The sequence below is a fragment of the Megasphaera sueciensis genome (assembly GCF_050219315.1).
GTDB lineage: Bacteria > Bacillota > Negativicutes > Veillonellales > Megasphaeraceae > Megasphaera_A > Megasphaera_A sueciensis.
This window is the reverse complement of the sequence record NZ_CP116939.1, coordinates 1,046,441-1,065,226: the sequence shown is the minus strand read 5'-3', so window position 1 is coordinate 1,065,226 and position 18,786 is coordinate 1,046,441. Positions and strand designations below refer to the sequence as shown.

The following is an 18,786-nucleotide window of genomic DNA, read 5'->3' as shown; positions in this document are numbered from 1 at the left end:
AATGGCAGATATCTATCAAATTAACGAAAAAGATAATGTAGCAGTTGCGACGGCAAGTATTCCTAAAGGGACGGTCGTTATGGTACAGCACCAGTCTATTGTGACCGGAGCCGCTATTCCGGCAGGCCATAAGATGGCGATACGACCCATTGCAGCCGGGGAGGATATCATTAAGTACGGTTTCCCCATCGGCGTCGCCCGGGAGGCGATCGCACCAGGTGCGTGGGTGCATACCCATAATACAAAAAGCAAACTGGGAAATCTTTTGACCTATACATACGAACCGGACACCGCGGTACGTCCGGAACTTGCCGGGACGCGGCAGTACGAATTTCTGGGATATCCGCGAAAACTTGGAAAAGCCGGTATCCGCAACGAAGTTTGGATTATTCCGACGGTAGGGTGTGTCAATGCGATCGCGCGGGCAATCGAAGAAGCGGCACAGCCGTTTAAAACAGCACATATCGACGGTATTTTTGCCTATAGTCATCCGCACGGCTGTTCCCAGCTCGGGGAAGATCATATTCATACCCAGAAAATATTGAGCGGCCTGGTTCATAGTCCCAATGCCGGAGCCGTATTGGTTCTTGGACTGGGGTGTGAAAACAACCAAATCGACCAGATGAAGGCCGTTATCGGCGAGTATGATCCGGATCGGGTGAAATTTCTTGTCTGCCAAGAGGTAGCGGATGAAGTAGCTGTGGGAACGGCGATCGTCAAGGAACTATGTCGGTATGCCGATCAATTTAAACGAGTGCCCTGCGATGCCGGCCAGCTGACGATCGGATTAAAATGCGGCGGTTCTGACGGATTGTCCGGTATTACGGCAAATCCGCTGGTCGGAGAAATATCCAACCGGATCATTGCTGCCGGCGGTACCTCGATATTGACCGAAGTGCCGGAGATGTTCGGTGCGGAAACGTTATTGATGAACCGGGCGCGGAATCGGTCTGTATTTGATAAGACCACTGTACTTATTAATCATTTCAAAGAATATTTTATGCGGTACGGAGAAAAAATCGATGAAAATCCGTCACCGGGAAATAAAGCCGGCGGTATTACGACACTGGAAGATAAATCTCTGGGATGCGTGCAAAAGGGCGGACAGGCAATCATTGAAGATGTCCTTGCGTACGGTGACCGGATACAAGGGTCTGGATTGCAGCTGCTGCAGGCGCCGGGCAATGATTTGGTAGCCGCCAATGCATTGGCGGCAGCCGGTGCCGATATGGTTTTGTTTACGACGGGACGGGGTACCCCGTTTGCCTGTCCCGTGCCGACAATCAAGATTTCTAGCAACAGCCAGCTGGCGGCGTACAAAAAGAACTGGATAGATTTTGACGCCGGGGTATTGGTCCGGGGAGAATCTATGGAAGAAGGGGCTGATCGATTGATGCAGTATATACTTGATGTGGCATCGGGAAAAAAGCATGCAAAATCAGAAAAGCTCGATAAGCATGATCTTGCTATCTTTAAGGATGGCGTGACTTTATAAAAAAGAAGTTCGTGAAACTAATGCTTAGGAGGCGTAATAATGGTTTTATTCTTCGCGGATGGGAACCGGAATGATTAACAGCGTCGTCTGTTTTGTTTGAACGGTATGCGGGAATGGACGAAGATAGATTACGCAGAAATTTGGAATATTTCTTGAAGGTCGCTATTTTGGTGGTTGAAAAATGCAGTATCAAGATTGCGGCTATGATAGATAGTGAAAGCAATGGAGTTACTATTTACATGGGAGGAAGAAGGTTGTCCGGGGGATGGATTGTTCGACAGAACGCTGGGGGCCAATTATTTATGCAGTTTGCGGGATGCGATTCATCGTATCTGCGGATAAAAATAAAAGGAGATGTCAGATATGTTGCATTTAAATCGTCAACATATAAAAGAACAGAAGACGGAATGGGAAAAAGCCGGTATTTCTTTGTACCATTTTGATGCAGATGCTGTTATAGCGGCAACGCAGCAGACACCGCAATGGATCCATTTTGGCGGCGGCAATATTTTTAGAGCCTTTATTGCGGCACTGCAGCAATCGCTGCTGGATCAGGGAGCGGTTAAAACCGGTATTATAGCAGCGGAAACATATGATGAAGAGGTAATCGAAAACGTATATCGGCCATATGACAATTTGAGTTTAGCCGTTACTATGTATGCCGATGGCCGATATGACAAGGAAGTCATAGGCAGTGTTGTTGAATCCGTCGTATGCCGTCCGGATTTCAAGGCCGATTGGGCTCGCCTGAAAGAGATATTTCAGTCACCTTCTCTGCAGATAGCCAGTTTTACGATTACCGAAAAAGGATATATAGTAACCGACTATTCAGGTCATTATTTTCCTGTTGTTGCCGAAGATATGAAGCAAGGACCGGAAAAAGCAAAAAGTTCTATGGGCTGCATTGCGGCGCTGGTCTATGCCAGATATAAAGCCGGAGCCTATCCTCTTGCTTTTTTGAGTACAGACAATTGTTCTCATAACGGCGATAAAATCAAAGAAGCGATTCTTACCTTTGCCGACAACTGGGCAGCTGTCGGAGCCGTAGAACCGGGGTTTGTCGCTTATGTCAAGGATGAAAGCAAGATTACCTATCCGTGGAGCATGATCGATAAAATTACGCCGCGGTCTTCCGTTAAAGTACAGACGTATCTGAAAGAGTGCGGGTTTGGCGATACGGAATTGATCAAGACGAAAAAAGGAACGTATGCTGCTTTTGTAAATACGGAAAAAGCACAATACTTAGTTATTGAAGATACATTTCCGAATGGCCGGCCGCCGCTGGAAAAAGCAGGTGTCATTTTTACGGATAGAGAAACCGTGGATAAAGTAGAACGCATGAAGGTCTGCACATGCTTAAATCCACTGCACACTGCGCTTGCTGTGTACGGCTGTCTTCTCGGGTATACGCGTATTGCCGATGAACTGAACGATCCGCAGCTGAAGCGGTTTATTGAATTGATCGGGTATCAGGAAGGGCTGCCGGTCGTTACGAATCCGGGCGTGCTGGATCCGAAAACCTTTATCAAGGAAGTTTTAGAACAGCGATTCCCGAATCCGAATCTGCCGGATACACCGCAGCGTATTGCTACGGATACGTCACAGAAGGTCGGCATCCGTTTTGGAGAAACGATCAAAGCCTATGGCGATGCAGCTTCCCAGCTTCGCTTTATTCCGCTGGCCATTGCAGGCTGGTGCCGGTATTTATTGGCTGTCGATGATAACGGGAAGGCCTTTGAATTGAGTTCGGATCCGTTATTGGAGGATCTTCAAAAGGCTTTGCGGGGAATCGAATTAGGAAAACCGGAGTCGGCAGCAGGCAAGTTACAACCGATCCTTTCCAACCGGAGCATTTTTGGCAGTGATCTATATGCCGTCGGACTGGGTGAAAAGATCGAAGGATATTTTACTGAATTACTAGCCGGGCCGCATGCCGTGAGAAACGTGCTGAAAAAATATATTAAATAGGGAGAGATTGAAATGGAACATTGGATACCTGTGTTATGGGTTATATTTGCCATCATTTTATTATTGATACTGACCGTTAAAGTTAAATTACACAGTATGATTGCTTTGCTTTTGATAGCTATATTTGTTGCTTTTGCAGAAGGTATGGATAGCACATCTTTAATTAAAGCTGTTACTCAAGGAGCGGGAAGCACTTTAGGGGGAGTAGGTCTTATCATTGTTTTAGGTGCAGCGTTGGGGCAATTGATGACAGATTGTGGTGCTTCCAAGAAGATAGCAGATACTATTGTAGCTTCTTGTGGCGAACGTTTTCTAAGATGGGGGCTCTTGATTGTTGGTACTATTTTTGGTGTCTCGATGTTTTTTGAAGTTGCGTTTATGGTTGTAGTACCCTTAGTAATTAGTATTGCTAAAGAAGCTAAAATACCGTACATGGTTTTAATTATCCCCGTTTTAGCAGCGGTGGCACAAGCACATAGCTTATTACCTCCTCAGCCAGGTCCGGTTGCATTGATGGATGCTTTTGGTGCTGATAGCGGATCTATTTACCTGTTAGGTATGATTGTTTTAATCCCTTCTGTTATCTGTGCAGGTATCATTCTTCCTCGATTTTTAAAGGGGATTGATACATATGCGGAACCTAAATTGGGAAGTTTTAAAGAGGAAGATTTGTGCAACTATAAATTACCGCATTTTATAATTTGTTTATTAATTCCGTTGATTCCTGCATTGTTAATGATTGGAAATACCATTCTTACAGGTCTTTATGGGACCGAAAATACGCTTGTTCACGTGTTTTCGTTTTTAGGGAGTCCTAATATTAGTTTATTATTAGCTGTATTAATTGCAGTATATGTGTTCGGAGTTCGTGCGGGTAGAACCGTTGCAGAAGCATCTGAATCTATTACTGTGGCGATTAAAGGAATTTCTACAGTAGTACTTATTATTGGAGCAGGCGGGGTATTTAAAGAAGTAATTATTAATGCTGGAGTCGGTCAGCATATTGCAGCGGCTGTTACTGGACTTTCTATTTCACCTCTTATTTTAGCATGGATTATTACTGTTATTATTCGTTGGGCAACTGGGCAAGGCGCTGTATCGGCGATTACGGCGGCAGGTATTGTAGGACCTTTGATTCCTGTGTTTCATGTTGATCCGACCTTAATGATGTTGGCAACCGCGGCAGGTAGTAACACAATTACCATGCCAAATGATGCTGCTTTTTGGCTTATGAAGGAAACTTTTAATTTGTCTATAGGACAAACTTTTAAAACTTGGGGACTGCTTGAATTAGTAAATTCTGTAGTTGGCTTAGGGATGGTTTTACTTTTAAGTTTTTTACTTTAAGGTTTTTTATCAGTCAGGATTGTTATAGAAAAATTAAATTTTAGTCGCAAGGGGGACAAAGTCGTGATAGATACTACTTGTGGATATTGCGTAAAGGGCAAACCGCTGGATGCCTTCGGCATATATATTTGTGATTTGTCTGTCAGCATGCTGGTTTTGTTCAAGGAACAAAGTCATCCGGGACGATGTATCGTAGCCTATAAAGAACATGTCAGTGAAATGACGGATATCAGTGACGAGGGACGGAACGCCTTCTTTGCCGATGTCAATCGGGCAGCGAAAGCGATCCGCGCGGCGTTTCATCCGGACAAAATCAATTATGGGGCTTATGCGGATACAGGGCATCATCTTCATATGCATCTCGTGCCAAAATACAAGGATCAATTTGAATGGAACGGAGTTTTTCAAATGAATCCGCAGAAAATTTTTTTACAAGAAGAAGCCTATGCGGCTATGATCCAAAAAATCAAAGATAATTTGTAAGCGCAGCAGATAGGAAAAGCTCTCTTTTTACAGAGAGCTTTTTAATATTATAAGAATATAGTTGGTAAGGTACATATAACTTTTGTATTTATTTTTATAAAAAATAAATATTATATAGCATAGTACCTTGCAATAAAAGATACTATGCTATATAATAACAGTAAGTTTAAAAAAGTAGTAAAAATAAGAACCTTGCAGTTTTAAATATGACCCGGGAGGTGAACGAATGAATATTCAATTAAAAAAAGGTGTTATTGAATTGCTTGTTTTAGCACAACTTGTCCATAAAGATTGTTATGGTTATGAAATTGTGGCAGAAGTATCAAAACATATGGAAATATCAGAAGGAACGATATATCCTTTGCTTAATCGTTTAAAAAGAGATCTGTTTGTAGAAACCTATTTGGCAGAGTCAAATAGCGGACCTCCACGTAAATATTATAAAATGACAGAAATGGGAAAAAGGGCTTTTTTAAAAATGAGAGATGAGTGGATTGTTTTTTCGGAAGCGGTAAATCAGTTACTAAACGAGGTGAAATAAATGAATAAAACAGAATTTATAGATTTATTGCGATACTATTTTAGTAAAGCTAAAAAAGATGACCTAACTGAAATATTATATGATTATGAAGAACATTTTCGAATTGGGGCAGAACAAGGCCTTACCGAACAAGAAATAATAGAATCGCTGGGAAGTCCTAAAGATATCTATGAGGCTTATATGAGTGAAGGCGTTATAAGTGAACGGAAAGGATTGCTTAAAGGAAATATACAAGAAATGGTAGAACGAGCACAAGAATCATTTAAGACAACCGTGCAGCCACAACTGCCTTATATGGCTAGAAGTGTATCAAAAACCGTTATATTGGCTTCCGGGGTTTTGTCATACATATTGACTATCTTATTCTGGTTTGTGACGCCGATTTTGGTGTATTTATTATCAATAGTATGGCAGCCTTTTACTAATTTACCGCCATTGCCGGTGATTTCACCGATTACGTTGGCAGCACTTGCCGGATTTGGGTTTTGCGGAGGGTTGACGTTCTTCTTTATTGGTAAGGAAATTATGAAATGGCGTAACCATGTTTGAAAGGGCGGATCGGAATATGAAAAAAATATTAATTACAGCCATATTGTCGTTATTTTGTTTAGGAATAGGCTTCACTTCTTTTATAGTAAATGACATTACCCATATTACTTCTTGGTATACCGACTATGGCAAACAGGTAGTACATTTTGAAAAACAGGAGAAGGATCATCATAGAAAATATGTTCACGATACAAAGGATGGGCGCGATCATAAGGAACAACTTAAACAAGAACCGTCCGATGATTTTATGAAAGAGAAAAAATCATTCGAACAACAGGATAATTCCAATTCAGCTCCATTGCATACTACTGCTGCTGATGATGGAAATTAATCGGAGGGAACAACGGAACTATGAATTATGAAGTATTTACTTTGATCAATGGAGCTGCGGGCAACATATACCTTTTGGACATCATAATGAAAGCATGTACGGAATATGTGCCGATTGTGTTTATACTTATTTTAATGGGAATGTATGGTATGGGAGTTTTTTATAAAAACTCCCATTTGCGTCAACAGGCTTTCGCTACAGGAGTATATGTGATATTGTCCTTGTTTATTACTCTTTGTATTGGCAGGGTATATTATGAAAACCGTCCTTTTGTAGATCACAAAGTCAATATGCTGCTGCCTCATGTTCCCGATGCCGGATTTCCAAGTGATCATGCAGTTGGGACTATGAGCATAGCTATGGGAATTCTATATAGTTCCCCTTGGGTGGGACGCCTGTTATTTATATTGTCGATACTAGTGGGGGTTTCTCGTATATACGTAGGTCATCATTATCCTATGGATGTATTGGGAGGATTTATTATTGTCTGGTGTACCTCTATAGTTTACCATCGTTATTTAGGAACGATGGTTATGATTGCGTACCAGCGTATAGAGAGATTTGTTTTAACTAAATGCCGCCGATACCATCTAGGTTAACTTATATAGTAAAGATGTCCGTGAATATGCGATTATTGTAAATGATATAATGTATAGGACAGAAAATATGTACAGATGCCTTGCTATTTGTTTGCATAATCTAATTGTAGTATGGTAGTATAATTAATAAATATATGTATGTCCGTGTATGAAAGGGGTCACGGGAGACCGGATTCCGTCAACACGTAAAAATGGAGGCGTGCCGGGGTGAGCAAGTTGGAAATGTTGGAACAGAAAACAAATGAATCTGTACGAGAGTATGCATATCGCGTTATTTTTGAGAATATTATGTCACTGCATCTGGTTCCGGGAACGGCAATATCCGAAAAGGAGATATCCGATCGGTTGTCTATCAGCAGGACTCCTGTACGGGAAGCGTTTATCCGCTTGGCTCAGGCGGGGCTGCTGGAGATTTTGCCGCAGCGCGGGACTTATATATCAAAAATTGATACGGCGCAGATCGCCGAGTTCCGTTTTCTGCGCGTAACGTTGGAACGGGCCGTCATGGAACTGGCATGCCGATCTTTTCCCGAGTCGTATTTAAAGAGGTTGGAAGCGTGTCTGGCGGATCAGGAGCACGTCTTGCAGAAATTCGATGCCAGCCGGTTTTATGAATTGGACAATGAAATGCATTGTATCATTTTTTCCGGTTGTGCTAAACCGAGTATTTGGCAATTGCTGCAAAATGCCAATATCAATTATATCCGTGCCCGCGTACTGAATGTATCTGCCGCGCAGACGGAAATGCAGCTGCTCTATGAGCAGCATCGCCTGATCATGCGGTCTATCGTCGGGCATGATGTGTCGGCGGGGATCGATATTATAACGAAGCATGTCAATAAAGTGATCGGAGACGTAGATGCATTGAAAAAGCAGTATCCGGAATATTTTAAATAAACGCAAGGTATTTTTTATGCTATACGCATAGGGATGATCGGTTGTTTGTGTACGCACAAGCAGCCGGTCATTTTTTATGGGCATATATTCGAAAAATGCATGAAGGTTGATAAAATGGTATGCTTTTTGCATTATAGGACTCTTATATTGCAAACAGATATACTAGTATGGTAGTATATCTTATGTAAGAAAAAAAGTCGATAGGGTAATACACTATATATTTCATAATGGAGGCATACGGCAATGAGAATGACATTTCGTTGGTATGGAGAGAAAGATGATAAAATCACATTACAGGAGATTCGGCAGATTCCCGGTATGGATGGCATCGTAGGGGCTTTGTTTGATGTTCCTGTAGGAGCGGCATGGCCGGTGGAACCGCTTATGGCGATTCGGGAGCAGGCAGAAGCACATCAGTTGGTCTTTAAAGATTTGGAAAGCATTAATGTTCACGAAGATATTAAGTTGGGTCTTCCCAGTCGGGATCAGTATATTGAGAACTATATTATTTCTCTGCGCAATGCAGCAAAAGCGGGGATCGAAATGGTTTGTTACAATTTCATGCCCGTATTTGACTGGACTCGGACAGATTTGGCGAAGCCGTTGTATGATGGTTCTACGGCTTTATCTTATGATTATCATTTGATTGCCGGTAAAACACCGCAGGATATGGCCAAAGAAATTATCGACAACAGCAATGGTTTTATTCTTCCCGGATGGGAACCGGAACGACTGACGGAACTATCTGTTTTGTTTGAACAGTATGCCGGCATGGACGAAGACGGATTACGCAAAAATTTGGAATATTTCCTGAAGGCCGTTATTCCGGTGGCTGAGGAATGCGGCATCAAGATGGCGATCCATCCCGATGATCCTCCTATTTCCGTGTTTGGACTTCCGCGAATTGTCAAAAATGAAAAGGATCTGGACAAGATTGCGGCTATGGTAGATAGTGAAAGCAATGGCTTTACTATTTGCACCGGATCGCTGGGGTCTAATTTGCAGAATGATATTCCTCACATTATTCGCAAGTTCGGCAAACAAAAACGCATCAATTTCATGCATGTCCGCAATATTCAGGTCCATGAACCGTGGGTATTTAACGAAGTGGCACATAAATCAAAATATGGATCCTTGGATATGTTTGAAATTATGAAGGCTTTGTATGATATTGATTTCGACGGACCGATCCGTCCGGATCACGGCCGCATGATATGGGATGAAACAGGCCGTCCGGGGTATGGATTGTTCGACAGAGCGCTGGGAGCTAATTATTTATGCGGCTTGTGGGATGCAATTTGTCGTATCTGCGGACAAAAATAAGTGATACATAAAAAAGGAGTGGTTTTATGTTTAAAATGCGTTGGGGACTCATTGGGTTGTGTTTTTTAGCGAATGCTATCAATTATATTGATAGAGCTAATTTAGCGATAGCAGCACCGCATATTCGACTTGAGTTGGGATTAGATGCAGCTACAATGGGGTTAGTATTAAGTGCGTTCTTCTGGACTTATGCACTATTCCAATTGCCATCTGGATGGTTTATTGACAAAGTCGGTGTACGTGTTAGCTTGGCATTTGCTGTGGGGTGGTGGTCTATTTTTACGGCAACGACGGGGCTTGCTCATAGCATAGGACAAATGATTGGTTCCCGATTTTTACTTGGTGTCGGTGAATCGGCAGCTATGCCATCTTTTGCTAAGGTTGCTTATAATTGGTTCCCTCATAGTCAAAGAGGAATAGCTTGCAGTATTTTTGATAGTGGCTCTCGCGTTGGTTCCGCTTTGTCATTACCTCTCATTGCTTGGATTATTACTATTGTTGGATGGAGAGGATCATTTATTATTACTGGTGCTATGGGTATTCTTTGGGCTTTTGCATGGTGGTTTATCTATCGTGATCCGGAAAAATACCGCGATATTGCACCGAAAGAGGTAGAAGCTTTATTGGCCGAACGAGGAGAACAAGCAACAGAGGAAACTTCTCAGAAGAAAGTGGCTTGGTCTAGCTTATTTCATTATCGTACCGTATGGGGACTTATGATTGGATTATTTTGTTTGAATTTTGCAATTTATTTTTTTATTACATGGTTTCCGAGTTATTTAATGGATACACGAGGATTTTCTTTGAAGGCACTGGGAACTTTAGGTATGTTGCCCGCATTATTAGCGATACCGGGGGGCTGGTTAGGTGGATTTACTTCCGATTGGCTTTTGCGTCGAGGACATACCGCTACTTTTTCTCGTAAAGTTTGCCTTGTAGGTGGGATGTTGACTTCTTCTTGTATTGCTTTGTGTGCTTTTGTCGATAGCATATGGATTTGTTTAGCTTTATTTGCATTATCTTATGCTAGTTTGTCTTTTGCAGGATCTAATACATGGGTAATAGTTGGGGAAATATCGCCAACGCCAGGACACGTAGCTTCTATTGGTGGAATTATGAATTTTGCTGGTAATTTAGCCGGTATTTTTATTACTACTTTTACGGGGGTAATGTTGACTATTACACAAGGATCGTTTTTTATTCCGCTGGCCGTTGCTGGTATTTTATGTATTGTAGGAGCTCTGTCATATTTATTTCTTGTAGGTAGGGTAGAACCTTTACCTATAGATATAAAATAATATTTTTATAGTTTATGGTACTTATTATATAATGTATGTAAGATATTTTTAACAACGCATATTCAAACGAGGATATGCGTTGTTTCTTATAAAATAAGGTAAATACCAAGTATTTAGCCTTTTCTTTCTTCAATCGTTTATTCTAATTAAATAATAATGCAAAAGTAGTAGACAAGAAATAAAGTTTAGTATACACTATAACTGTAAGATTTGAGTAAAGGGTCAAGCGTCCTTTGGAAAAATACTTTTGTCTAGCTTAAGTGGGACGAAAATCGTACCACTTAAAATGTAAGGAGGAAAAGTAATGACAGTAAAAATGGGTATCAGCGGTTTTGGAAGAATCGGGCGGTGTACTTTCAGGACTTCGTTCCTGCGTCCGGATGTTGAAATTGCGGCTATTAACAGCCGAACAGTCGGACCTATTATGGCCGATTTGTTAAAATTCGATACTGTTCATGGCACGTGGAATCATGAGGTTTCTTTTGATTCGGAAAAATCGCAGTTGATCGTGGATGGGAAGGCAATTCCGGTTACAAGTGAAACCGATCCCGCCAATATTCCCTGGAATAAAATGGGAGTCGATATCGTAGCCGAATCAACGGGTAAATTCAAGGACCGCGATTCGGCGGCTAAACATTTAGCTGATGGCGCAAAAAAGGTCATTATTACGGCACCCGGAAAGAATGAAGATATTACGATTGTTATGGGTGTCAATGAAGACATGTATGAACCGGACAAGCATCACATTATTTCCAACGGTTCCTGCACGACGAATTGTCTGGCTCCGGTGGCCAAGGTACTGTCTCGTGAATTTGGCATCGTTCGCGGCATGATGACGACCGTACACTCGTATACCAATGATCAGCTGCTGGTCGACGGCGTGCATAAAGATATGCGTCGGGCCCGTTGTGCGACACAGTCTATTGTTCCGACGTCTACCGGTGCCGCTAAGGCCGTGGCGCTTGTTCTGCCGGAACTCAAAGGGAAGTTTACGGGTATGGCGCTGCGTGTACCGACTCCGAATGTTTCCATGACCGATTTAGTCACTATTTTAGAAAAAAATGTCACCGTAGCGGACGTAAACCGTGTGCTGAAAAAATGGGCAGAAGGTCCGTTAAAGGGAATTTTGGCCTATTCCGAAGCACATACAGTCTCTTCTGATTATATCAGTGATCCGCATAGCTCTATTGTTGATGCGCTGGATACACAGGTCGTAGAAGGCAATATGGTAAAGACCGTTGCCTGGTATGACAATGAATGGGGATATTCGCTGCGCGTCAACGATTTGGCAGCCTATATTGCGAAAAAGGGATTTTGATTGACCCGGTGAGGCAGCGCGATATATAGCGGAGGAACGTATATGAAGCAAGATTTCTTGGAAATATTTCAAAAAATTGCCCCTGATTTGATGGGGACCGTCAAGGAACGGTATTTATTGCTGCGTCATATTTCAGATGCAGAACCGGTGGGACGGCGGACATTAGCCGGCATATCGGGACTTTCCGAACGGGTCGTGCGGGCTCATGTCGATGTTTTGCGGCGCAGCGGCATCGTTCGGTTTACGACGATGGGGATTGCCTTGGAACCGCAAGGGAAAGAAATGATGCCGGATTTGTTGGAATGCTTTTTGCGGCTGAACCGCTTAGATGAAATGCAGCAGTATATTCGCCAGAAACTGCGGCTGAAAGAAGTATGCATCGTGCCGGGAAACTGCGATAGTGACAAAACGGCAAAGGATGAGTTAAGCCGTAAGGGGGCGCTGCTGCTGGCTGATTTATTGGACGGCGTCAAGACCGTAGCGATCAGCGGCGGTTCGACGATGGCCGGAGTGGCGGCGACGCTTCCGGAAAATGCGTCGGGAGTTGCCGTAGTGCCTGCACGCGGTGGTATTGGGAACCGTGTAGAATTTCAGGCCAATGTCATTGCGGCACAGGTCGCTTCAAAAGCCAACGGAACGTATCATATGCTTCACATTCCCGACGGGCTGAGCGAATCGACCTTACGGGTCATGCTCCGCAGTGATATGCAGACTAAAAAAATAGTAGCTATGGCCAAAACAGCAGAGGTTATTTTATTTGGCATCGGCCGCTCCGATATTATGGCTGACAGACGGGAACTTACTGTGGCGGAACGAAAAAAATTGACGGATGACGGCGCGGTAGGGGAGGCATTGGGATCCTATTGCAATGTGTCCGGCGAGGTGGTTTATGCAACGAATAATGTTGGCATTTCGCTGACAGAGTTGCAGCATAATTTACATGTTATCGCAGTGGCCGGCGGATCCAGCAAGGCCAAGGCTATCATTGCCGTTATGCGGGCCTGCCATACGGGGACGCTGGTGACGGATGAAGCCGCCGCATCGGAAATCGCTAAGTTGATTTGAGGATATATAGTGAGAAAGGGTGTATATAATGGTAAAAATCGGGATTAATGGCTTTGGGCGTATTGGCAGATCTGCGTTTAAAATTGCCATGCGGTATAAAGATGAAATCGAGATCGTAGGAATTAATGATATTACAAGTGCAAAGAATATGGCTCATTTATTGAAATATGACAGTATTTACGGGAGAATGAATGCCGAAGTAAGCTATGACGATGCACATATCATCGTCGATGGTAAAAAATATCCTTATTTTTGTGAAAAAGATGTTACCCGTGTCGATTGGGATGCCTTGGGCGCTGATATTGTCGTAGAAGCTTCGGGCAAATATGTTGATGCCGATAAAGCTCGCGTGGAATTGGGCGGTTCGGTAAAAAAGGTCCTGATCACCGCACCCGCCATACATGATGATTTGACAATCGTTTTGGGAGTCAATGATAATGCCTATGATCCGGCTAAGCATGATGTTATTTCCGGGGCTTCCTGCACGACCTGCGTGTTGGCTGCCATTTTAAAACTCATGAACGACACCTACGGCGTTGCACGAGGCATGACTACTTCTATTCATTCGTATACGAACGATCAAAAGATACTTGATGTCTCGCATAAGGATCTGCGGCGTGCCCGGGCAGCGGCGGTTTCTATTATTCCTACCACGACAGGAGCGGCACAAGCGATTACCAAAGTGCTTCCGGAATATGCCGGCAAGATGAGCTGCTATGCTGTTCGTGTACCGACTCCCGATGTTTCTATCGTGGATATCGTCTTGGAATTAAAAACGGAGGTTACGACAGCTGAATTGAACCATACGTTTAAAGAAGCGGCGGCAGGTCCTTTTAAAGGCATCATTGACTGGACGGAGGATGAACTTGTCTCCGTCGATTTCCGAGGAAATGAAAATACGACGACTATTGATTTGCCGTTGAATATTGCAATGGAAGGCGGCATGGTGAAAATTTTAGCTTGGTATGATAATGAATGGGGTTACGCCCGCAGAGTCATCGATCTTGTTACATTTCTTGACCGCAAGGGGCTTTAACATTACGTTACGTAATATATAAAAGTGGGACGTAATGCGCGACTGGGGGTATACTCCATCGCGCATTCGTTATATACTACGTATAGTATGAAGAACTCTATGTAATATAATGACATGTCGTGCCGAGTGTCATATAAAGGAGGATGATAGTATGAAAAAGAATATAACTGATATAACAGTAGATAATAAGCGGGTATTTGTACGGGCTGATTTTAACGTGCCTTTGGATGGGGCAGGTACTATTACGGATGATACACGAATCCGGGCGACATTGCCGACGATCCGCTATCTGCTGGAACATCATGCAAAAGTGATATTGGCCAGTCATTTAGGACGTCCTAAAGGGCAGACTGTACCTGCTTATTCGCTGCGGCCGGTTGCCGACAGACTCGGCGAACTGCTTGGCATACCCGTGCAGATGGCGCCGGATTGCATCGGTGCAGATGTGCAGGCTATGGCGGAAGCCTTGCAGCCGGGACAGGTACTGTTGCTGGAAAATCTTCGTTTTCATAAAGAAGAAGAAAAAAATGATCCCCGATTTTCCCGCCAATTGGCGGGATTGGCTGAAATCGGCATCAACGATGCCTTCGGCGTGTCTCATCGCGCCCATGCTTCGGTTGCCGGCATTACGGCTTATTTGCCTATGGCGGCAGGTTTTCTGCTGGAAAAAGAAATCCGTTTTATCGGCGGCGCCGTGAGCCATCCGGCCCATCCGTTTGCTGCTATTATCGGCGGCGCCAAGGTATCCGACAAAATTGAAGTTATTTCCAACCTGCTGCCAAAGGTCGATGCCATGATCATTGGCGGCGGCATGGCCAATACGTTTATCGCGGCAATGGGGTATTCGATCGGAAAATCCTTGGTGGAAACGGATAAAATCGAATTGGCTAAGAGTCTGATTGAACAAGCTAAAACACAGGGAAAGCAACTGATGCTGCCGACGGATGTCGTCGTGGCTTCTGCGTTTTCTAATGATGCAGATAAAAAAGAAGTTCCCATCGAAGCGGTTCCTGCGGACTGGATGATTTTGGATATCGGCAGTCAAAGCCGGCAGGCCTTTGCCAAGGTCTTGGCTTCTATGAAACTTATTGTTTGGAATGGGCCTATGGGGGTATTTGAAATGGAATCGTTTGCCGGAGGTACGGAAGCGGTTGCCAAGGCCGTGGCTGATTCGCAGGCGGTTTCCATTGTCGGAGGCGGTGACTCTGTTGCGGCTGTCAATAAGACCGGACTTTCTGATAAGATAAGCCATATTTCTACCGGCGGCGGTGCTTCGCTGGAATATTTGGAAGGTAAAAAGCTTCCGGGAATTGAAGCTTTATCCGATAAATAATATAGCAATGAAGAGAAGGAGTTAAGTCCATGAGAAAAACAATTATTGCAGGTAACTGGAAAATGAATCATACCGGAGAGGAAGGGGCTGCTGTCTTGAAATCACTGGTGGAGCGGGTCACGGCAAAAGACGGTATGGAGGTCGTGGTAGCTCCGGTATTCCCGTATTTGGCATCCGCGGTGCAGATTACGGCCGGGAGTTCTGTAACCATTTCCGCCCAGAACATGCATTGGAAGGATACGGGGGCGTATACCGGTGAGGTTTCACCGGCTATGCTGATCGACATTGGTGTTACCCATGTTATTATCGGCCATTCAGAACGCCGTGAATATTTTAATGAAACAGATGAAACGGTAAATTTGAAGGTAAAGGCCGCCCTTTCTCACAAACTTACTCCTATCGTCTGCTGCGGAGAGTCGCTGGAACAACGAGAACGGGGCGAAATGAAAGCATGGATCGAAGGACAGATCCGGCATGCTTTTGCCGATATTGCGGCGGAAGATATGACAAAGGTCGTCATTGCGTATGAACCGATTTGGGCTATTGGCACCGGCAGGACGGCTACGCATGAACAGGCGCAGGAAGTGTGTGCTATTATCCGCCGGATGGTAGGCACGTTGTATAATTCGGCTCTGGCGGATAGAATCTCTATTCTTTACGGCGGCAGTGTCAAAGGCGGCAATATAGCAGTGCTGACGCAGTGTGCGGATATTGACGGTGCATTGGTTGGCGGCGCCAGTCTGCAGGCCGATGACTTCATGGATATTATTGACCATGCAGTAGTAAAATAATCTATTGTGAGATCGGCATCAGGGGGGGGAATTACTCTTGATGCCGGTTTTTTGCATGGCTGTATGCAAATTTTGCATTTTAAAGTTGTTAATATATTTAAGGTAGATGCGTGTTATGTGTAGATTAATAAATTTTCCTATGCTATAATTTATTGTAAAGAACATGTATCGTTATATGCTCTGTTCTTACATCTATAAGGAGAATTGATTATTATGGCATTCCGATTGAAGCCTAAGGAAGAAAAGTTTTTTTCGTTATTGGAGCAGCATGCCCAGTTTTGTTATGAGGCTGCCAATTTATTGAAGCAGGCTATGGACGGCGATATTGAAAAGAACGAAGCGTTGGGACAAATTTCTGTATTAGAAGGTAAGGCCAATGAGCTGGTCATGGAGACAATGAAACGGCTGCAGAAAACGTTTATTACACCCATGGACCGCGAAGATATTCAGCAGCTTATTGATCAGCTGGATCATGCCATTGACGCCATTAAGGAAATTATGGATAAGATGTGCATATACCAAGTCGGGGAAGCAACAGAGGGAGCCAAGCAGCTGGCATCTATTGCCGCTAAATCCATTAAGGAAACCCGGAAAAATATAGCGTATATGAAAAATCTGAAAAAGGATTATTTGAAAGTCGAAGCTCGCAGTAATAAGATTCTTGCATTGGAACAAGAAGGTGATGATTTATATCACTCGGAAATGGCGAAGTTGTTTACGGATTGCAAGGATCCCATTGAAATCATCAAATGGAAGGAAATTCTTCAGTCTGTGGAGGATGTCATTGATGATTGCGAGGATTTAGTCATTACGTTCAGACGGGTTGTGTTAAAGTATGCCTGAGCATTGGGTCATATGGACGGTTGTTTTATTTGCTGTCCTCTTTGATTATATAAATGGCTTTCATGATACGGCGAACGCCATTGCCACGAGTGTCTCGACCCGTGCTATTTCACCGAGCCATGCTGTTTTGATGGCAGCTACGCTTAATTTTGCAGGGGCAATGATCAGCACGGGGGTCGCAAAAACCATAGGCGGCGATCTCGTGGTGAATCCTGCCGGTATTAGTTTGGAAGTTATTGTCGCGGCCTTGATCGGTGCGATTATTTGGAATCTAGCTACGTGGTATTACCGCATTCCCAGCAGTTCGTCCCACTCTTTGGTCGGCGGTGTTATCGGTGCGGTTTCAGTTAGTGTGGGACCGCAGGCTTTATCGTATTACGGTATTGGAAAAATTGTGCTGGCACTGATACTTTCTCCGATCGTTGCGTTAGGAACCGGTTACTTTGTTATGATCGGACTGTTATGGATATTTCGTAATTTTTCACCTATTACACTGAATCACCAATTTCGCAAGATGCAGCTTGTTTCGGCCAGCTTGATGGCGTTTTCTCATGGGTCTAATGATGCGCAGAAGGCTATGGGGATCATCGCGATGGCGCTGTTGAGCGGAGGATATATAGATACCTTGGAAATACCGATTTGGGTCAAAATGGCGTGCGCTACGTCTATGGCGTTAGGTACATCGGCCGGTGGCTGGCGTATTATTTCCACGATGGGAACGAAGATTTTTAAGATGGAATCGATCAATGGCTTTGCCGCCGATTTGAATTCTTCTCTTGTTATTTTTACCGCTACGTTTTTGCATCTGCCAGTTTCTACTACCCATGTCGTATCCGGTTCTATTATGGGAATCGGTTCGGCAGAACGTGTTCGCGCCGTTCATTGGGGTGTTGCCCGCAGCATGCTTTTGGCATGGGTCATTACGATTCCGACCAGTGCTCTTATTTCCGCTATTATTTATTCTATTATGAAAGTGCTGTTTGGCTTGTAATGGTCGCTTTTACTGCATAAGGAGAGATGCTTATGCAGTTTTTTAATGTATTAAACTATACTTTTTCGGTTAATTATTGTATAATGGCGACATAGGAGGTGTCATCACATGAAATTGAATCAAGCTACGGATTATGCATTTCGAATGGTATTGTATCTGGCTTCGATGCCGGAAGGAACGAAAATGACCGGTGCGGCACTGGCTGAGAATCAACATATTCCCGAACGCTTTTTGTTAAAAATCATGCGGAGCCTTACGGCGGCAGGCATTATGAAATCCTACCGCGGTGTGGATGGCGGGTTTGCTTTGCAGCGTCATCCATCAGAAATTACGTTGTTTGATATTATAGAAGCGGTAGAAGGACAGACGGAGTTACAGCGCTGCCTGCATGACATGAGTTCCTGCACACGCGAATGCGGCGGCATGTGTGCTATTTACGGAGCTTTTTCAGACATCCAGCATCAATTGGCGGAACGGCTGAAGGCTATTAATTTTGAAGGGTTGGCAGAACAGGAAAGAACATTTCATGCCAATAAATAACTATATGATTTAAAATACATTTTTGCAGCGGACGTGGT

At 43.8% G+C, this 18,786-nt stretch carries 19 protein-coding genes; all 19 read left to right on the top strand.

Features of this window, described 5'->3' with window-relative positions; all coding sequences use genetic code 11:
* Position 1: 1 nt before the first annotated feature.
* The 19 genes from NXG62_RS05105 (at position 2) to NXG62_RS05015 (ending at position 18,748) form a co-directional block, all read left to right on the top strand.
* The gene (locus NXG62_RS05105; RefSeq protein WP_427113874.1) at positions 2-1,495 is read left to right on the top strand and encodes a UxaA family hydrolase; all 1,494 of its coding nucleotides are present in this window, start codon (positions 2-4) and stop codon (positions 1,493-1,495) included.
* A gap of 363 nt (positions 1,496-1,858) precedes the next feature.
* Positions 1,859-3,463, top strand: a complete 1,605-nt coding sequence (locus tag NXG62_RS05100; protein ID WP_322351643.1) for a hypothetical protein — start codon at positions 1,859-1,861, stop codon at positions 3,461-3,463.
* Positions 3,464-3,475: 12 nt separating this feature from the next.
* On the top strand, positions 3,476-4,810 hold the full coding sequence (locus NXG62_RS05095) for a gluconate:H+ symporter (protein ID WP_427113873.1): 1,335 nt from the start codon (positions 3,476-3,478) through the stop codon (positions 4,808-4,810).
* Positions 4,811-4,873: 63 nt separating this feature from the next.
* On the top strand, positions 4,874-5,293 hold the full coding sequence (locus tag NXG62_RS05090; RefSeq protein ID WP_427113872.1) for an HIT family protein: 420 nt from the start codon (positions 4,874-4,876) through the stop codon (positions 5,291-5,293).
* 226 nt (positions 5,294-5,519) lie between these two features.
* Complete coding sequence (locus NXG62_RS05085; protein WP_091648158.1) at positions 5,520-5,834, top strand: PadR family transcriptional regulator; 315 nt, start codon at positions 5,520-5,522, stop codon at positions 5,832-5,834.
* On the top strand, positions 5,835-6,383 hold the full coding sequence (locus NXG62_RS05080; protein ID WP_427113871.1) for a DUF1700 domain-containing protein: 549 nt from the start codon (positions 5,835-5,837) through the stop codon (positions 6,381-6,383).
* 16 nt (positions 6,384-6,399) lie between these two features.
* Positions 6,400-6,714, top strand: a complete 315-nt coding sequence (locus tag NXG62_RS05075; protein ID WP_427113870.1) for a hypothetical protein — start codon at positions 6,400-6,402, stop codon at positions 6,712-6,714.
* A 20-nt stretch (positions 6,715-6,734) separates the two neighbouring features.
* Positions 6,735-7,313 carry an undecaprenyl-diphosphatase gene (locus tag NXG62_RS05070; RefSeq protein WP_091648152.1) on the top strand — a complete coding sequence of 193 codons (579 nt, stop codon included), beginning with the start codon at positions 6,735-6,737 and terminating at the stop codon, positions 7,311-7,313.
* Between the two features lie 207 nt (positions 7,314-7,520).
* Positions 7,521-8,210 carry a GntR family transcriptional regulator gene (locus tag NXG62_RS05065; RefSeq protein ID WP_427113869.1) on the top strand — a complete coding sequence of 230 codons (690 nt, stop codon included), beginning with the start codon at positions 7,521-7,523 and terminating at the stop codon, positions 8,208-8,210.
* A gap of 243 nt (positions 8,211-8,453) precedes the next feature.
* Positions 8,454-9,533 (top strand): mannonate dehydratase, encoded by a 1,080-nt coding sequence (gene uxuA / locus NXG62_RS05060; RefSeq protein WP_322351581.1) that lies wholly within the window; start codon positions 8,454-8,456, stop codon positions 9,531-9,533.
* A 26-nt stretch (positions 9,534-9,559) separates the two neighbouring features.
* Complete coding sequence (locus NXG62_RS05055) at positions 9,560-10,831, top strand: MFS transporter (protein WP_091648149.1); 1,272 nt, start codon at positions 9,560-9,562, stop codon at positions 10,829-10,831.
* A 304-nt stretch (positions 10,832-11,135) separates the two neighbouring features.
* A complete protein-coding gene (gene gap / locus NXG62_RS05050; protein WP_427113868.1) occupies positions 11,136-12,149 on the top strand; it encodes a type I glyceraldehyde-3-phosphate dehydrogenase in 1,014 nt (337 codons plus the stop codon).
* 42 nt (positions 12,150-12,191) lie between these two features.
* The gene (locus NXG62_RS05045; protein WP_427113867.1) at positions 12,192-13,214 is read left to right on the top strand and encodes a sugar-binding transcriptional regulator; all 1,023 of its coding nucleotides are present in this window, start codon (positions 12,192-12,194) and stop codon (positions 13,212-13,214) included.
* A gap of 28 nt (positions 13,215-13,242) precedes the next feature.
* Entirely contained in the window at positions 13,243-14,250 is a 1,008-nt protein-coding gene (gap, locus tag NXG62_RS05040) for a type I glyceraldehyde-3-phosphate dehydrogenase (RefSeq protein WP_427113866.1), read from the top strand.
* A 151-nt stretch (positions 14,251-14,401) separates the two neighbouring features.
* Positions 14,402-15,583, top strand: a complete 1,182-nt coding sequence (locus NXG62_RS05035; protein ID WP_427113865.1) for a phosphoglycerate kinase — start codon at positions 14,402-14,404, stop codon at positions 15,581-15,583.
* Positions 15,584-15,612: 29 nt separating this feature from the next.
* On the top strand, positions 15,613-16,374 hold the full coding sequence (gene tpiA / locus NXG62_RS05030; protein ID WP_427113864.1) for a triose-phosphate isomerase: 762 nt from the start codon (positions 15,613-15,615) through the stop codon (positions 16,372-16,374).
* A 213-nt stretch (positions 16,375-16,587) separates the two neighbouring features.
* Positions 16,588-17,217, top strand: a complete 630-nt coding sequence (locus NXG62_RS05025; protein ID WP_427113863.1) for a DUF47 domain-containing protein — start codon at positions 16,588-16,590, stop codon at positions 17,215-17,217.
* The gene (locus NXG62_RS05020; RefSeq protein ID WP_427113862.1) at positions 17,210-18,208 is read left to right on the top strand and encodes an inorganic phosphate transporter; all 999 of its coding nucleotides are present in this window, start codon (positions 17,210-17,212) and stop codon (positions 18,206-18,208) included. Before NXG62_RS05025 ends, NXG62_RS05020 begins: the two co-directional genes overlap by 8 nt.
* 108 nt (positions 18,209-18,316) lie before the next feature.
* Positions 18,317-18,748 (top strand): RrF2 family transcriptional regulator, encoded by a 432-nt coding sequence (locus tag NXG62_RS05015; RefSeq protein ID WP_427113861.1) that lies wholly within the window; start codon positions 18,317-18,319, stop codon positions 18,746-18,748.
* Positions 18,749-18,786 lie beyond the last annotated feature (38 nt).

What these genes read in the sequence shown, in the direction of transcription:
- NXG62_RS05100 (WP_322351643.1), top strand. Translation starts at nt 1,859, where the DNA reads ATGTTGCATTTAAATCGTCAACATATAAAAGAACAGAAGACGGAATGG.
- tpiA (WP_427113864.1), top strand. Translation starts at nt 15,613, where the DNA reads ATGAGAAAAACAATTATTGCAGGTAACTGGAAAATGAATCATACCGGA.
- NXG62_RS05045 (WP_427113867.1), top strand. Translation starts at nt 12,192, where the DNA reads ATGAAGCAAGATTTCTTGGAAATATTTCAAAAAATTGCCCCTGATTTG.
- NXG62_RS05080 (WP_427113871.1), top strand. Translation starts at nt 5,835, where the DNA reads ATGAATAAAACAGAATTTATAGATTTATTGCGATACTATTTTAGTAAA.
- gap (WP_427113866.1), top strand. Translation starts at nt 13,243, where the DNA reads ATGGTAAAAATCGGGATTAATGGCTTTGGGCGTATTGGCAGATCTGCG.
- gap (WP_427113868.1), top strand. Translation starts at nt 11,136, where the DNA reads ATGACAGTAAAAATGGGTATCAGCGGTTTTGGAAGAATCGGGCGGTGT.
- NXG62_RS05075 (WP_427113870.1), top strand. Translation starts at nt 6,400, where the DNA reads ATGAAAAAAATATTAATTACAGCCATATTGTCGTTATTTTGTTTAGGA.
- NXG62_RS05095 (WP_427113873.1), top strand. Translation starts at nt 3,476, where the DNA reads ATGGAACATTGGATACCTGTGTTATGGGTTATATTTGCCATCATTTTA.
- NXG62_RS05070 (WP_091648152.1), top strand. Translation starts at nt 6,735, where the DNA reads ATGAATTATGAAGTATTTACTTTGATCAATGGAGCTGCGGGCAACATA.
- NXG62_RS05035 (WP_427113865.1), top strand. Translation starts at nt 14,402, where the DNA reads ATGAAAAAGAATATAACTGATATAACAGTAGATAATAAGCGGGTATTT.
- NXG62_RS05105 (WP_427113874.1), top strand. Translation starts at nt 2, where the DNA reads ATGGCAGATATCTATCAAATTAACGAAAAAGATAATGTAGCAGTTGCG.
- NXG62_RS05055 (WP_091648149.1), top strand. Translation starts at nt 9,560, where the DNA reads ATGTTTAAAATGCGTTGGGGACTCATTGGGTTGTGTTTTTTAGCGAAT.
- NXG62_RS05025 (WP_427113863.1), top strand. Translation starts at nt 16,588, where the DNA reads ATGGCATTCCGATTGAAGCCTAAGGAAGAAAAGTTTTTTTCGTTATTG.
- NXG62_RS05085 (WP_091648158.1), top strand. Translation starts at nt 5,520, where the DNA reads ATGAATATTCAATTAAAAAAAGGTGTTATTGAATTGCTTGTTTTAGCA.
- uxuA (WP_322351581.1), top strand. Translation starts at nt 8,454, where the DNA reads ATGAGAATGACATTTCGTTGGTATGGAGAGAAAGATGATAAAATCACA.
- NXG62_RS05020 (WP_427113862.1), top strand. Translation starts at nt 17,210, where the DNA reads ATGCCTGAGCATTGGGTCATATGGACGGTTGTTTTATTTGCTGTCCTC.
- NXG62_RS05015 (WP_427113861.1), top strand. Translation starts at nt 18,317, where the DNA reads ATGAAATTGAATCAAGCTACGGATTATGCATTTCGAATGGTATTGTAT.